General features: G+C 70.2%; 16 protein-coding genes and 1 other RNA gene. 4 read left to right on the top strand and 13 right to left on the bottom strand.

The annotated features are described in order from the left end of the window. The 5 genes from dnaX to VNW53_RS09225 form a co-directional block, all read right to left on the bottom strand. Positions 1-1,018: DNA polymerase III subunit gamma/tau (gene dnaX / locus VNW53_RS09245; RefSeq protein ID WP_325555224.1), on the bottom strand; the 1,018-nt coding region annotated here is incomplete at its 3' end. A gap of 97 nt (positions 1,019-1,115) precedes the next feature. Next, complete coding sequence (locus VNW53_RS09240; RefSeq protein ID WP_325555222.1) at positions 1,116-1,619, bottom strand: lipocalin-like domain-containing protein; 504 nt, start codon at positions 1,617-1,619, stop codon at positions 1,116-1,118. 92 nt (positions 1,620-1,711) lie between these two features. Beyond that, positions 1,712-1,810: signal recognition particle sRNA small type (gene ffs, locus VNW53_RS09235), an RNA gene on the bottom strand. Positions 1,811-2,021: 211 nt separating this feature from the next. Next, on the bottom strand, positions 2,022-3,128 hold the full coding sequence (locus VNW53_RS09230; RefSeq protein ID WP_325555220.1) for a hypothetical protein: 1,107 nt from the start codon (positions 3,126-3,128) through the stop codon (positions 2,022-2,024). 92 nt (positions 3,129-3,220) lie between these two features. Further along, the gene (locus VNW53_RS09225; protein WP_325555219.1) at positions 3,221-3,973 is read right to left on the bottom strand and encodes a methyltransferase; all 753 of its coding nucleotides are present in this window, start codon (positions 3,971-3,973) and stop codon (positions 3,221-3,223) included. 182 nt (positions 3,974-4,155) lie between these two features. On the opposite strand from VNW53_RS09225, the gene VNW53_RS09220 reads away from it, so the two are divergent. Then, complete coding sequence (locus tag VNW53_RS09220) at positions 4,156-4,281, top strand: hypothetical protein (protein WP_325555217.1); 126 nt, start codon at positions 4,156-4,158, stop codon at positions 4,279-4,281. 78 nt (positions 4,282-4,359) lie between these two features. Here the strand turns inward: VNW53_RS09220 and yghU are convergent, their stop codons facing one another. Further along, entirely contained in the window at positions 4,360-5,244 is an 885-nt protein-coding gene (gene yghU, locus VNW53_RS09215; RefSeq protein ID WP_325555215.1) for a glutathione-dependent disulfide-bond oxidoreductase, read from the bottom strand. Between the two features lie 180 nt (positions 5,245-5,424). Between yghU and VNW53_RS09210 the strand changes: the two genes are divergently transcribed. Both VNW53_RS09210 and nudC read left to right on the top strand, forming a co-directional pair. Next, positions 5,425-6,384: a hypothetical protein gene (locus VNW53_RS09210; protein ID WP_325555213.1), complete on the top strand. Its 960-nt coding sequence runs from the start codon at positions 5,425-5,427 to the stop codon at positions 6,382-6,384. Positions 6,385-6,440: 56 nt separating this feature from the next. Then, on the top strand, positions 6,441-7,370 hold the full coding sequence (gene nudC, locus VNW53_RS09205; protein WP_325555212.1) for an NAD(+) diphosphatase: 930 nt from the start codon (positions 6,441-6,443) through the stop codon (positions 7,368-7,370). A gap of 40 nt (positions 7,371-7,410) precedes the next feature. On the opposite strand, the gene VNW53_RS09200 is transcribed toward nudC, so the two are convergent. Beyond that, positions 7,411-8,256 carry a prephenate dehydratase gene (locus tag VNW53_RS09200; protein ID WP_325555211.1) on the bottom strand — a complete coding sequence of 282 codons (846 nt, stop codon included), beginning with the start codon at positions 8,254-8,256 and terminating at the stop codon, positions 7,411-7,413. Then, positions 8,253-9,005, bottom strand: a complete 753-nt coding sequence (locus VNW53_RS09195) for a 3-deoxy-manno-octulosonate cytidylyltransferase (protein WP_325555210.1) — start codon at positions 9,003-9,005, stop codon at positions 8,253-8,255. Before VNW53_RS09195 ends, VNW53_RS09200 begins: the two co-directional genes overlap by 4 nt. 137 nt (positions 9,006-9,142) lie before the next feature. Between VNW53_RS09195 and VNW53_RS09190 the strand changes: the two genes are divergently transcribed. Continuing rightward, positions 9,143-9,835, top strand: a complete 693-nt coding sequence (locus VNW53_RS09190) for a cytochrome c family protein (protein WP_325555209.1) — start codon at positions 9,143-9,145, stop codon at positions 9,833-9,835. 42 nt (positions 9,836-9,877) lie between these two features. Here VNW53_RS09190 and VNW53_RS09185 read toward each other — a convergent pair whose 3' ends face one another. The 5 genes from VNW53_RS09185 to VNW53_RS09165 form a co-directional block, all read right to left on the bottom strand. Next, positions 9,878-10,741: an NlpC/P60 family protein gene (locus tag VNW53_RS09185; RefSeq protein WP_325555207.1), complete on the bottom strand. Its 864-nt coding sequence runs from the start codon at positions 10,739-10,741 to the stop codon at positions 9,878-9,880. Further along, complete coding sequence (locus VNW53_RS09180) at positions 10,741-12,126, bottom strand: M17 family metallopeptidase (RefSeq protein ID WP_325555205.1); 1,386 nt, start codon at positions 12,124-12,126, stop codon at positions 10,741-10,743. The genes VNW53_RS09185 and VNW53_RS09180 overlap by 1 nt, the downstream gene beginning before the upstream one ends. Before the next feature lie 130 nt (positions 12,127-12,256). Beyond that, positions 12,257-12,766 (bottom strand): A24 family peptidase, encoded by a 510-nt coding sequence (locus tag VNW53_RS09175; protein ID WP_325555203.1) that lies wholly within the window; start codon positions 12,764-12,766, stop codon positions 12,257-12,259. Positions 12,767-12,904: 138 nt separating this feature from the next. Then, positions 12,905-13,084 (bottom strand): Flp family type IVb pilin, encoded by a 180-nt coding sequence (locus tag VNW53_RS09170; RefSeq protein WP_325555202.1) that lies wholly within the window; start codon positions 13,082-13,084, stop codon positions 12,905-12,907. A gap of 50 nt (positions 13,085-13,134) precedes the next feature. Then, positions 13,135-13,308 carry a Flp family type IVb pilin gene (locus VNW53_RS09165; protein ID WP_325555200.1) on the bottom strand — a complete coding sequence of 58 codons (174 nt, stop codon included), beginning with the start codon at positions 13,306-13,308 and terminating at the stop codon, positions 13,135-13,137. Between the last annotated feature and the right edge of the window lie 193 nt (positions 13,309-13,501).

Raw genomic sequence — 13,501 nt, 5'->3', positions numbered from 1 at the left:
GCAGGTCGGCCGCCACCGTCGCCGGGTCGGCGCCGAAGCCGTAGAGCGTGCGGAACGCCTCGATCGCCGGCCCCGCCTCGCCGCGCACGCACTTTTCGAACAGCTCGATGGTCTGGATGCGGTCGGCCAGGCCCAGCATGTCGCGCACCAGTGCCGCGGTGACCAACGCGCCGGCGTCGGCCTGCACCAGCGCCTGGTCGAGCAGCGACTGGGCGTCGCGCACCGAGCCTTCGGCGGCGCGGGCGATCAGCGCCAGCGCGTCGGTCTCGATGCGCATGCCCTCGGCCTCGGCGATCTTCTCCAGGTTGGCGGCGATCACCTCCGGCTCGACCCGGCGCAGGTCGAAGCGCTGGCAGCGCGACAGGATGGTCACCGGCACCTTGCGGATCTCGGTGGTGGCGAAGATGAACTTGGCGTGCGGCGGCGGCTCCTCCAGCGTCTTCAACAGGGCGTTGAACGACTGGGTCGAGAGCATGTGCACTTCGTCGATGATGTAGACCTTGTAGCGCGACGAGACCGGCGCATAGCGCACTCCGTCCAGCAGCTCGCGCATCTCGTCGACCTTGGTCCGCGAGGCGGCGTCCAGCTCCAGGACGTCCATGTTGCGCCCTTCGATGATCGAGGCGCAGTGGATGCCCTCCACCGTCAGGTCCAGCGTCGGCTCATGCACCGTGGCGCTCTCGTAGTTCAGCGCCCGGGCCAGCAGGCGCGCCGTGGTGGTCTTGCCCACCCCGCGCACCCCGGTCAGCATGAAGGCGTGCGCGATCCGCCCCGAGGCGAAGGCGTTCTTCAGCGTCCGCACCATGGCCTCCTGGCCATAGAGGTCGTCGAAGGTCTTCGGCCGGTACTTGCGCGCGATGACCGTATAGGCGGCCGAGCTGTCGTCCCCGCTCATCGTCGGCGCCGGCGCGTCGCCGAACATGTCCACGGCGTTCGGGTCACGCTCGGGCGGCGCATCGGCCGCCCAGGGCGGGCCGTCGTCCCCATCTTTGGGCAGCGTGGAATCTTCGTCGGCCATGCCCTACATGTAAGAGATCGCCCGACCCCCGCGCCATGCGAAAGTGGGGCGCACCCGCTTTATCCCTTCCCCATGCTCGTCAGCGCCGCGCCCAAGTTCAGCGCCGCACCCGCTCCAGCCGGATCGACCAGTCCGTCACCCCCGCCGGCAGCGGCCTCGGGTAAAGCGTCAGGCGGTCGCCCGAGAGATCGAAGCGGCGTTCGCGTGTGGTCCCGGCGTTGTTCGGCGACATGGTGGTCTCAATGTCGAAGAGGATCACCTGCCGGCCTTCGTCCACCCGGTAGCGGCCGCAGTAGACCACCGTCTGGTCGAACAGCGTCCGCAGCTCGGCCTCGCTCGGCCGCGCCCCGGCCCACCTGGGCCGCGTGGTGTCGTTGAACAGCGTACAGACCCGCCCGGCCGAGGCGTCGTACATCATGTAGCCGGTGGGCCTTGGCCCGAGGTCCGGGTCCGGCCGCACCGTCCCGTCCGCCATCACCTGCCGCGTCTCGACCAGCCGCCAGGTCCCCGAGAGTCCGGCCGCGCCCTGAGCCGCCGCCGCAGGCAAGGCCCCGGCCAGCGCCGCCAGCGCGACCACCCCGCACGCCAAAACGCCCCTCATCGCACGTTCCCCGGCTCCGCCACCTCAGCGGCCGAGCCCATTTTACGGGATGGCGCGGCTCCGCGATAGGCGACGACACTGGTTTTGGGGAAAGGTGGAGACCGAACGGCGACCCGGAACGGAATTCGTTGTGGCTGCTGCCTTCCGGCCCTGACCAGGTTGGCGAAGCGTCCGCCCGCCGCCGATCTCCGCGCGGGGATATGGCGGATGGGGGGCGGGGTGGCAAGGGGTTGACGCGGAACGGTCAAGGCTCCCCCAACACCGCTCATCCCCGCGCAAGCGGGGACCCAGGCTTTTTCCGTGTTTGGGCCAATCGGGCGGCCCCAGGCATTCCCCGCTCAGCAACAAAAACACCTGGGTCCCCGCTTGCGCGGGGATGAGCGGATGAATTTGAGCCTGGCGCTACTCCGCCCCGGGCTTCGGCCCGCCCTTGGCCCCATCCTGTTCCTGCCGCCTCGCCCCCGCCAGGATCGCCGGCAGGGCGTAGTTGCCCTCGTGGCAGGCGTATTCGTAGACGATGCCGTGCAGCGGGGAGAAATCGTACTCGCCGCCCCAGGGCTTGTCCCAGGTGTCGGGGTCCTCGACCTGGAAGCGGTAGTTGATCCGGGTGGGCGAGACGCGGGTGAACCACTCGGTGACCTTGAGGTTCTTCCACGACCCCATGAAGGCCTGGCCCTGCGGGATGTTCGTCGTCTCCACCACCAGGGTGGCGCCCTCGAAGTGGCCGATGGAGTCGCCCATCCACTGGCGCACCCCGTCGGTGCGGTGGCCGCCCTTCAGCCGGATGATCCGCGTGTCGTGGATCAGCTCCACCTGGATCACCACCGCGTCAGGCGACTGCACGATGTTGTAATTGTTGTTGTAATAGCCGTTGGCGAGCATCGGCGGCCCGGCGTTGGCGCCGAAGCCCATGATGCAGCGCTCGCCCAGCGAGCGGTTCTCATAGCTGTCGTAGATGTCCCGCGGGAAGCCGCGGCCGGGAGGGGCGCCGGCCTTGCGGGCGGGCGGCATGCCGTTCGGCGTCGTCAGGATCGAGGAGCGGTACTCGCCGTTCACCTCCATCATGTGGTTGCCCGGATCGATCCAGAAGGTGTTGTAGCCGCCCACGTCGCCGCCGGCCGCGGCGAAGTCGGGCCGGATCTTGACGAGCTGCGCCTCGGGCGAATTGGGGTCGGTGACGGCGCCCGGCCCCTTCTTTTGATCCGTAGGCGCGTCGGCCGCGGCGAGCGCCTCGGCGAAGACCTTCTCCAGCGAGGCGGCCTGGGCCGCGGGGATCACCAGCTTGTCCGTCAGCTTCGCGTTGCGGGTCAGCGGCGTCATGGTCGCGTTGGACCAGTAGCCGGAGAGGTCCGGCTGGCCCATGGCGTTCCTGGGCGGCGACCAGCCCGGCGGCGAGACGGTGGGATCGGCTGCGGGGGGCGGGCCCTTGGCGGGCGCGGCGTGGACGGCCAGCGCCAGGCCGACGGTGGTGAGCGCTGTTCCCAGCGCGAGGATGAGGGCGCGTCGCATGGCGTCAGGTCTCCCTAGGGTCGGAGCTTCAATGAGACTCCCTGTATCATAACATCGCCTGCCCGCGACGGCTGGGCAAGCGCCGGCTGCGGCTACTTCGGTTTCCGGAACCGGAACAGGAACTGGTCGGTCTTGCCCAGGATGACGGGCTCCAGGACCATGCGGTCGTGGGCGTCGGCGGGGTTGGCGAGGATCGGGCTCTCGGCGTCGAGGACGAAACCCGCGGCCGTCACCTCGGCCTTCACGTCGGCCGGGTCGATGCGGTGCAGCCGGTTGGCGACCGCCAGGCCCGCGCCGGGCGTCGCGGCGTGGTCCAGCACCACATAGACGCCGCCCGGCTTCAGGGCCGCGAAGACCTTGCGGTTGAAGGCCGGCACGTCCGCCGGGCCCATGAAGCCCACGTGCAGGTCGTGGTAGTTCTGGCGGATGAACACCGCGTCCAGCCGCGGCGGCAGGACCATGGCGTCGATCTCCGGCGTGGTGATCTCCACATTGGCGTAGGCCGGGTCCTTGGCGCGGGCCTCGACCATGCCGCGCAGTTCGGGATGGATCTTGATCGCCTCCTCCGGAACGACCGCATAGACGCGGCCCTTCGGCCCGACGGCGGCGGCGAGCGCGGTGGTGAAGCGGCCGCTGAACACGTCGGCCACGCGGTCGCCGGGCTTCACGCCGATGAACTTCAGGACCTGCGGCCCCTTGAACTCCGGGTTGTTGAGCGCGTCGCCGCGCGACGGGTCGGTGGGCGCGCGGATGTCGAACTTCGGGGGCTGGGCCAGGACGCCGCCGGCGACGGCCGCTCCCATGCACACGGCCAGGGCCAGCACGGCCCCGCGCAAACGCCTCATCGTATCGCCTCCCTGTTTTGGCGGCATTCTAGGCCTGCCCGCCGCCGCGGGCCACGGTCCATCGCTGCCCCGGCGCGCGGGTGGTTAAGGCCGCCGCAAGCACCCTGACGAACCCGTTCACCCGCCGTTCAAAGCGCGGATTCAAATCTGGCGGCCGACCCTCAGCCGCAGGAGCGCCGGCCATGTCGAAAACCCAGACCCCGCGAAAATCGCCGGCCTCACCCTGGGCCGTGGCCCTGCTGATCCTGAGCAGCGGATTCGCCGCCGTCTCGCTCGCGCTGTGCACGACCGGCTACAGCCCCGCCTAGGGGTCAAACCTCATATAATAGTAAATAAATTCAATAGCCTATATATTCTCGCCGGGATGAGCGGCTTTGAAAACGGGCCTACGCCCCGGCCTTTTCCGGCTCCAGCTTGTCCTGCGTCCGGGTCTCGAAGTCGCCGGCGTCGTGGCGTTCGCGCAGTTGGCTGGAGGGCTCGCCGAAGGTGCGGTTGACCATGCGGCCGCGCTTCACCGCCGGGCGCTCGGCGATCTGGTCGGTCCAGCGCTGGACGTGCTTGTACTCGTCCACGCCCAGGAACTCGCCGGCGCCGTAGACCACGCCCTTGGCCACCGCCCCGTACCAGGGCCAGGTGGCGATGTCGGCGATGGTGTACTCCGCGCCGCCCAGGTACTCGCTCTCCGCCAGCCGGCGGTCGAGCACGTCGAGCTGGCGCTTCACCTCCATGGCGTAGCGGTCGATGGCGTATTCGATCTTGAACGGGGCATAGGCGTAGAAGTGGCCGAAGCCGCCGCCCAGGAAGGGCGCGGAGCCCATCAGCCACATCAGCCACGACAGGGTCTCGGCCCGAGCCGCGGGCTCGGTGGGCAGGAACTCGCCGAACTTCTCCGCCAGGTGGATCAGGATGGCGCCGCTTTCGAACACCCGGATCGGCTTGGGCCCGCTGCGGTCCATCAGGGCGGGGATCTTGGAGTTGGGGTTCACCTCCACGAAGCCGGAGCCGAACTGGTCGCCGGCGCCGATGTTGATCAGCCAGGCGTCGTACTCGGCGCCCGCATGGCCCCGCGCCAGCAGCTCCTCCAGCATCACCGTCACCTTCACCCCGTTGGGCGTGCCCAGCGAATAGAGCTGCAGCGGGTGGCGGCCGACCGGCAGGTCCTTCTCGTGCGTCGGCCCGGCGATCGGGCGGTTGATGCTGGCGAAGCGGCCCCCGTTCTCCTTGTTCCAGGTCCAGACCTTGGGCGGGACGTAGGCTTCGGCTTCGGACATGGGTCGCGGCTCCGTTGAGGCGTGGGCGAGGGCGCCGGGCGGCGCCGGCCCTTGCGATGTGGGGGATGCGCGGCCGTTTGACCAGTCGTCGTCATCCGAAGTCCTGTAGCCAAGCTCGACGGCGGATGGCTTTATGGGTCGAAGAACGCCGATCTCCTTCGCGGCGATCAGGAGCGGGGCATGATGCAATCCCTTGGTCCCTGGCGCGCCTGCGCCCTCGCGGTCCTGGTCGGCCTCGGCCTCGCCGCCTCGGCCCGGGCCGCCGGCTACCGGGCGCCGCGCACCCCCTGGGGCGCGCCCAACCTGCAGGGGCTGTGGAGCAACTTCGCCCTCACCCGCCTGGAGCGTCCGCCCGGCGTGCCGGCCAAGGTCTCCAAGGGCGACGACATCGCCGCCATCGAGCGCATCGTCTACGACCACATCCTGCCCGCCGATCCGTTGGGCAGCCGCGAGTCGGAGTTGTGGGAGCCGTCCCACCTGGCGGTGATCGACGGGCAGATGCGCACCTCCTGGATCGTCAGCACGGCGGACGGGCGCATCCCCTACACCGCCGAGGGCCGCAAGCGGCTGGAGGCCTGGCGGGCCGAGGCCTTCACCAATTTCGACGGTCCGGAGGTCCGCAACGCCAGCGAGCGTTGCCTGACGCCCAGCTTCTCGGCCGCCTCGCCGCCCATGCAGAACCCGCCCTATGCGGCCAACTACCAGATCGTCCAGACCCGCGAGGCGGTGGTGATCGTCTCGGAGATCGACAACGAGGTGCGCATCGTCCGCCTGGGCGGGCCGCATGTGCCGCACCGGCTCTGGGGCGGCGATTCCGTCGGCCACTGGGAGAAGGACACCCTGGTCGTCGAGACCGTGGGCATCCGCCCCGGCGAGACGTTCCGGGCGCCGATCTACTACATCGGCCCCGACGCCCGGGTGACCGAGCGTTTCACCCGCGTCTCACCCACCGAGATCCGCTACGCCTTCACCGTCGAGGACCCGGCGTCCTACACCGAGCCCTGGCGCGGTGAGATGCCGTTCCGGGCGAGCCAGGGGCCGATCTACGAATACGCCTGCCATGAGGGGAACTATTCCCTGGCCGGAATGCTCCAAGGCGCCCGCTACCAGGACGCCCACGCCAAGCCGGCGGCGCGCTGAGCTCCTTCCGCGCGGGGGAGGTAGGCGCCGCGCCGGCCCCGCCCTAGAAGGACCGCATGGCCCTCGACAGCTTCCTCAACACCTTCGCCGGCAACCCGCTCGACCGCGCCAGCGACCGGCGAAGCAAGCCCGAGTGGATCGCCGAGCAACTGGCCTCGCCGGACTCCCTGGGCCTGGCCATGTGGAACGGCCAGCCCTTCGTGGAGCCGGCCAAGGACGGCGGAATGCAGATCGCCTACCTGCCGGCCAAGCTGGCGGGCGAACTCGCCGGCGGCGCCGAACGGCTGCTGTTCATGGGCCTGTGGAAGGACACCGCCGTCTTCGCCGTCGACCTGGAGGACGCCGCCAACCCGGCCGACGGCGGGCCGCTCTCGGGCTTCGGCAAGTTCGAGGACCTGCGCGGCGTCGCGCTGCGGCTTCCCGCCACCGAGGCCGGCATCGTGGCCACCGCCAAGCAGATGTTCGAGTGGCGCCGCCGCCACCCGCACTGCGCCGTCTGCGGCCAGCGCAGCGAGGTCCAGGACGGCGGCTGGAAGCGCAAGTGCCCGTCCTGCGAGACCGAGCACTTCCCGCGCACCGACCCGGTGGTGATCATGCTGCCCTACCACGGGGACCGCTGCATGCTGGGCCGCCAGGAGCGCTGGCCGCCGGGCATGTTCTCGGCCCTGGCCGGCTTCCTGGAGCCGGGCGAGAGCATCGAGGAGGCCTGCGCCCGCGAGCTCAACGAGGAGGCGGGCCTGCGCGCCCGCAACGTCCGCTACCACTCGACCCAGCCCTGGCCCTATCCCTCCTCCCTGATGATCGGCCTGATCGCCGAGGTCGAGGACGACGAGGGAACCCCCGACCAGACCGAGCTCTCCGAAGTCCGCTGGTTCACGCGCGCCGAGGCCCGCGACCTGATCGCGGGCAAGCTCGACGGCGTCGCCGCCCCCGGCAAACTCGCCATCGCCCACCAGCTCATCAAGGCCTGGGCGGAAGAAGGCTAGACATCATCCCTCCTCTTTAGGGGAGGGATGAGCGCGTCGGTCACCCCCGCGTCCGGAACGGATCCGCGGGATAGACCCCCAGGATCTCGAACTTCTCGGCGAAGAAGCTCAGTTCCTCGAAGGCCAGCGCCAGGCCCCGGTCCTCGGGTCGGCCGTCGGCCTCGGCGTAGAAGAAGGTCGCCGTCCAGGCGCCGTTCTCCATGTAGCTCTCCAGCTTGGAGATGTTCACGCCGTTGGTGGCGAACCCGCCCATGGCCTTGTAGAGCGCCGCCGGCAGGTTCCGCACCCGGAACACGAAGCTGGTGATGCAGGGCGCCGTGAACGGCGGCGGCGGCGGGTCCTTCTGCGCCGTCATCACCAGGAAGCGGGTGGTGTTGTGGTGCTCGTCCTCGATGTCGCCGGCCAGGATGTTCAGGCCATAGATCTTGGCGGCCAGCGCCGGCGCCACCGCGCCCATCGTCGGATCGGGGCGCTCGGAGACGATCCGGGCCGAGGCGGCGGTGTCACCGGCGGCCTGCATGGTGACGCCCAGGGACCGCAGCACGCGGCGGCACTGGCCCCAGGCGAACGGCATGGAGACCACCGTCTTGAGGTCCTCCAGCTTCGTCCCCGGATTGGCCATGAGCTGGAAATGGATCGGCTTGAACCGCTCGCCGATGATCTTCAGGCCCGACGACGGCAGCAGGTGGTGGACGTCGGCCACGCGCCCGGCGATCGAGTTCTCCACCGGGATCATGCCGAGCTGGCAGTCACCGGTCTTCACCGCCTCGAACGCCTCTTCGAAGGTGGCGTGCGGCACGGGCTCCATGGCCGGATAGGCCGCCATGCAGGCCTCGTGGCTGTTGGCGCCGAGCTCCCCCTGGAAGGCGATGCGGTCCTTGCTCATGCCAACGTCCCATTCTTCAGGTTTCGGGCGTGGGCCCGCGCCCGCTCCAGGTCGGCGGGGTTGTCGACGCTGATCGGCGCCTCGTCGATCACCGCCGCCCAGATCGACATGCCCAGTTCCAGCGCCCGCAGTTGCTCCAGCCGCTCGCGCATCTCCAGCGGCGAGGGCGGCGCGGCGCAGAACCGTTCCAGCGCCCCGCGGCGGAAGCCGTAGATGCCGTGGTGCAGCCAGACCGGCCCGTCCCCATAGAGCACCGAGCGGGTGAAATAGAGCGCCCGAGCCGTCCGCCCATCGGCCTGCAGGGCGGCCACGACCTTGGGGATGTCCGGGTTGGTCCGCTCGGACGGATCGGCCTCGGCGACCATCACCGTGGAAAGATCGCACGACGGCTCCGCAGCCAGCAGGCGCGCCACGACCGCCACCGCCTCGGGCCTCACGAACGGGATGTCGCCCTGCAGGTTGATGACCACGTCGTGGCGCCGCCCGGGGTCCAGCTCAGCCAGGGCGGCCACGATCCGGTCCGACCCTGACGGCAGGTCCGGGTCGGTCAGCACCGCGCGGCCGCCGGCCGCCGTGACCGCGTCGACGATCTCCGAATCGCCCGCCGCGACGGCGACGGGACCGACGTCCGCGGCCTCAGCCTGCCTCAGCACGCGGACGATCATCGGTATGCCGTCGATGTCCGCCAGCGGCTTGCCGGGCAGGCGCGTCGCGGCCATGCGCGCGGGGATCAGGACGATGGGGTTCACGAGGATGCTCGCAGCCTTGCTTGGGCGGTTGCGCGAGCGCCGGTAGCGTGTAAGAGAGCCGGACGCAACAAGGGGCGGGATTCCCGCGCTTGCGCCGGCTTGTTCGCCGGTACGCAAAGAGGGCCGATTTCGGGACGATGAGCGACCTGACCTTCAACAAGTACGCCGGCGCTGTGCTCGCCACGGCCTTCGTCATCGCCGGCCTCGTGCAGCTCTCGGGCGGGGTGTTCAGCGACGAGAAGGTCGCCAAGCCGGGCTTCCAGGTCGCGGTCCAGGAAGAGGCCGCCGGGGGCGCAGCCGCGCCCGAGGTTCCGCCCGATTGGGGCACGGTGCTGAAGACCGCCGACCCGGCGGCCGGCGCGGCCGTGTTCGAGAAGTGCAAGTCCTGCCACAACGCCGACAACGGCGGCCCCAACGGCACCGGCCCCAACCTCTGGGGCGTGGTCGGCCGCGCGCCCGCCAGCCACGCGGGCTTCGCCTATTCCGACGGCATGAAGGCCTTCGCCGCCAAGCAGCCGATCTGGGACTACGAGCACATCTACGAGTTCATCAAGGGCCCGCAGGCCTATGTGAACGGCACCAAGATGACCTTCGTCGGCCTGAAGCAGCCGCAGGACCGGATCAACGTCATCGCCTATCTGCACGGCCAGGGCTCGACCCTGCCGATCCCCGCGCCGAACCCCGCCGCGGCGGCTCCGGCCGCGGCTCCCGCTGCGCCGGGCGCGGCTCCGGCGGCGGGCGCGGCCGCCCCCGCGAAACCCGGTGACAAGCCGGCGGCTCCGGCGGCTGCGGCTCCGGCGGCCGACGCCAAGACCCCGCCGACCAAGTAGCCCCCTTCCGCTCATCCCCGCGAAAGCGGGGATGAGCGGATGCTATGCCAGCCGCCTGAACGTCGTCGGCGGGCCCACGCCCGAGGCGTCTATCCGCGCGATCGCCGTCTCCAGGGGCTCGATGGCCACGGCCATGTGGAAGCCGTTGGCGTGGACGATGCGCCCGCCCTTGACGTCTGGTGGGTCGAGGCCGATGCCCACATGGCCCTTCCAGAACACCAGGTCGCCGCGCCCGAACGCGTCGCGCCCGATCTCGCGGCCCAGCGCGGCCTGCTGGTCGGCGTCCCGCGGACAGGCGAGCCCGCAGGCGAACAGCGCCGCCTGCACCAGCCCCGAACAGTCCAGGCCCAGGCTCTCGCGCCCGCCCCACAGGTAGGGCGCGCCCAGGAAGCGTTCGGCGACGCCCGCCACGTCGGTCTCGAAGGTCCCGATCGGCGTCAGGTGCCCGGCCGCCATCCAGCCGCCCCCCGCGGCCTTGGCCAGCCGGCCTTCCTGCGCCTCCACCGCCACCAGGGCGTTCATCGAATAGGGGCCCATGGCCCGCGACTTGATGCTCGGCTCGGCGAAGGCGTAGGTGCGCACCGCGCTCACCCGGTGGGTCGGCTCCGGCGCCGGCGAACTGAGCGCCGAGGCCGCCACGAACCCCACATAGCCGTCGCGCCGCGCCTGGCCCCAGAAGAAGCCGCCCTCCTCCTCGATGGCCTCGAAGGCCTCGCCGAACAGGATCTGGTCCATCTGCTCCGACGCCAGATCGGGCGCGCGATGGACGCCGGCGGCGGGGACCGCGCAGCTCATGGCCTTGGCGTCCAGATAGACCTCGGCGCGCGCCAGGCCCTCCAGCGCCCGGCTGGCGATGCCGTCGCGCAAGGGGGTCGTCCGCGGGTCCCAGGACGGCGAGGCGTCCATCACGCGAACCGATCCCGGATCATCCGGTAGAGGCCGCGGATCGCCTGGGCCTCGGCGCCCGCCGGGTGGCCCGGCCGACTGCGCGGGTTCCAGGCGAAGATGTCGAAGTGCGCCCAGGGCCCCGCAGGCGCGAACCGCTGCAGGAACAGGGCCGCGGTCACCGAGCCCGCCTGGGCCCAGGGGTCCGGGTCGTTCTTGATCTCGGCGACGTCGCTGTCGAGGGCCTCGGCGTAAGGCTTCCACAGGGGCATCCGCCACACGGGGTCCGAGGCCGCCCGGGCCGCGGCCTCGATCTGGCCGGCGAGCTCCTCGTCGTCGGTGTAGTAGGGCGGCAGTTGCGGCCCGAGCGCCACCCGCGCCGCGCCCGTAAGCGTCGCCAGGTCGATGGTCAGCGCCGGCTCCAGCTCGCCTGCCCGGGTGAGCGCGTCGGCCAGGATCAGCCGGCCCTCGGCGTCGGTGTTGCCGACCTCGATGGAGAGCCCCTTGCGCGAGGCCAGCACGTCCCCCGGCCGCATGGCGTCGCCGGAGATGGCGTTCTCCACCACCGGCGTCAGCACCGCCAGCCGCACCGGCAGCTTGGCGGCCATGATCATCCGCCCCAGCGCCAGGGCGTGGGCCGCCCCGCCCATGTCCTTCTTCATCTGCCGCATGCCGGCCGAGGGCTTGATGTCCAGGCCGCCGGTGTCGAACACCACGCCCTTGCCCACCAGGCAGACCAGCGGCCTGTCCTTACCGGCGCCCTCCCAGGCGATCTCGATCATCCGCGGGCTGCGCGCCGGATCGGCGGCGCGCCCGACCGCGTGGACCGCCGGATAGTTGGCCTCCAGCAGGGCGTCGCCGGCGACCACGGCGATGGTCGCGCCATGCAGCTCGGCGATCTCGCGGGCGATGGTCTCGATCTGCAGGGGGCCCATGTCGTTGGCGGGCGTGTTGACCATGTCGCGGGCGAGCGCGCAGGCGTGCGCCACCTGGCGGACTTCGCCCGCGTCGGCGCCCTCGGCGACCAGCCTGGCGCGCTCGCCCCCATGGGCCTTGTAGCGGTCGAACCGGTAGCTCCCGAGCGCGAAGGCCAGGGCGATCTGGTCGATCGACATCCCGTTCGGAACCCGCGCGATGCGGTAGGTTCCGGCCGGCAGCTTGCCCGCGAGCGTTCGGAAGGCCATGGGGTCGCCCCCGGCGCCCAGGCCGAACAGCACATGGGCCAGCGCCCCGTCGGCGCCGGGGACCAGCAGCAACTGCCCGGCCTTGCCCTTGAAGTCGGAGATCGCCGCGAACGCCTTGGCCCCGGCCGGAATGGACTCCAGCGCCGGCCCGGTCTCGGCCTCGGTCATCGCCTGCACCGGGATCGTGGAGCCGTCGGCGGCGTCGAGGATCACGTCGGACATGTGGAGCACGCCTTTCGGAAGGACGAGGAAGCCGTCCTTTTCCTAGGCGACTTTGCGATAGCCTTCCAACGGAAGGTGCTGCCGCCCTTCGCCTCTCCCCCGGCGAAGCCGAGAGGGAGAGGCGGCGGCTTCAGAGATGCGCGCCCAGCGCCGAGAGCGGGAAGGCCATCAGGGCGCCCAAGGCGATGGCGACGCCATAGGGCACGCCCTCGCCCCGCTCGGCCAGGCGCAGGAACCAGGCCGGGCCCGCGCCGATCAGCGGCCGCACGGTCGCCGAGCGCAGGCCGAGCAGGCACAGGGCCAGCCCGCCGCCGGCGACGCCCGTGACCAGCAGGAACGTAGGCGCGCCGGTGAGGCCCAGCCACAGGCCCGCGGCCGCGAACAGCTTGGCGTCGCCGCCGCCGATCCAGCGCAGGGCGAACATCGCCATGCCGGCGAACAGGGCCACGACGCCGACCGCCACATCCACCGCGACCAGCCGCCACGGAAGGCCCAGGGCCACGACGGCGACCGCAAAGCCCACGACCAGCGCGGCCGGCATCCAGTTGGGGATGGTGTAGCTGGTCGCGTCGCGCAGGCCCGCGGCGATCACGATGACGGGGAAGACCAGCAGGGCCAGGGTCTGGAACAGGTGGATCATCGCGCGCTCCCCTAAAGTCGCCAGCATGGCGCACGGCGATGAACGGAGGGTTTCATCGCGGCGTCGGGACGCCGCGGAACGCAAAACCCCCCGACGGTCGCCCGTCGGGGGGTTTCTTGGGTTCGCGTCGTGCGACGCCTAGGCGGCGCCGGCGTTGCCGATCGTCGTCTTGATAGAGTCGAAGGTCGAGCTGAGCTGGCCGCCGAGCGCGGTCAGCGCCGTGACGATGGCGACCGCAATCAGCGCGGCGATCAGACCGTATTCGATCGCGGTCGCGCCGGACTCGTCTTTCAGGAAGCAATTTACAAATTTAGACACGCTACCTCCTTTGCTAAGCGACCAATCGCTTGCAGGCTCAAAATGTCCGATTAGGACGCGGCGTTCAGCTTCGTGGTGATCCCGGTGAACGTCGTGCTGAGCTGCCCGCCGAGCGCGGTCAGCGCCGTCACGATGGCGACGGCGATGAGGGCGGCGATCAGGCCATATTCAATGGCGGTGGCGCCGGATTCGTCCTTCAGGAAGCGGGTGACAAGCTTGGACATGGTCATCTCCTTTTAAGCGAGCAGTCGTTGGCGGGCTTCAAGCGGTTTGCCTGCTCGCCCTAATGCCACTCCAAGTTCGCAGGTCTCGCTTAATCGGTAGTAAATGGAATAGTATTCAATCTAATTTTCTTTGGTAAATTGAGTTTAATCCTTAAATTTGATTAACCACGCAATATGCTGAAAGCAGCTTGGC

Origin of the sequence: Phenylobacterium sp. (assembly GCF_035569475.1) — a bacterium.
Lineage (GTDB): Bacteria > Pseudomonadota > Alphaproteobacteria > Caulobacterales > Caulobacteraceae > Phenylobacterium.
Note: the sequence above shows the minus strand (reverse complement) of the source record. Positions and strands in the feature narration are given on the sequence as shown.

Bases quoted from the DNA above. Each gene is read 5' to 3' on its own strand.
- VNW53_RS09240 (WP_325555222.1), bottom strand. From the start codon at position 1,619: ATGAGGGGCGTTTTGGCGTGCGGGGTGGTCGCGCTGGCGGCGCTGGCC.
- VNW53_RS09230 (WP_325555220.1), bottom strand. From the start codon at position 3,128: ATGCGACGCGCCCTCATCCTCGCGCTGGGAACAGCGCTCACCACCGTC.
- VNW53_RS09225 (WP_325555219.1), bottom strand. From the start codon at position 3,973: ATGAGGCGTTTGCGCGGGGCCGTGCTGGCCCTGGCCGTGTGCATGGGA.
- VNW53_RS09220 (WP_325555217.1), top strand. From the start codon at position 4,156: ATGTCGAAAACCCAGACCCCGCGAAAATCGCCGGCCTCACCCTGGGCC.
- yghU (WP_325555215.1), bottom strand. From the start codon at position 5,244: ATGTCCGAAGCCGAAGCCTACGTCCCGCCCAAGGTCTGGACCTGGAAC.
- VNW53_RS09210 (WP_325555213.1), top strand. From the start codon at position 5,425: ATGATGCAATCCCTTGGTCCCTGGCGCGCCTGCGCCCTCGCGGTCCTG.
- nudC (WP_325555212.1), top strand. From the start codon at position 6,441: ATGGCCCTCGACAGCTTCCTCAACACCTTCGCCGGCAACCCGCTCGAC.
- VNW53_RS09200 (WP_325555211.1), bottom strand. From the start codon at position 8,256: ATGAGCAAGGACCGCATCGCCTTCCAGGGGGAGCTCGGCGCCAACAGC.
- VNW53_RS09190 (WP_325555209.1), top strand. From the start codon at position 9,143: ATGAGCGACCTGACCTTCAACAAGTACGCCGGCGCTGTGCTCGCCACG.
- VNW53_RS09185 (WP_325555207.1), bottom strand. From the start codon at position 10,741: ATGGACGCCTCGCCGTCCTGGGACCCGCGGACGACCCCCTTGCGCGAC.
- VNW53_RS09180 (WP_325555205.1), bottom strand. From the start codon at position 12,126: ATGTCCGACGTGATCCTCGACGCCGCCGACGGCTCCACGATCCCGGTG.
- VNW53_RS09175 (WP_325555203.1), bottom strand. From the start codon at position 12,766: ATGATCCACCTGTTCCAGACCCTGGCCCTGCTGGTCTTCCCCGTCATC.
- VNW53_RS09165 (WP_325555200.1), bottom strand. From the start codon at position 13,308: ATGTCCAAGCTTGTCACCCGCTTCCTGAAGGACGAATCCGGCGCCACC.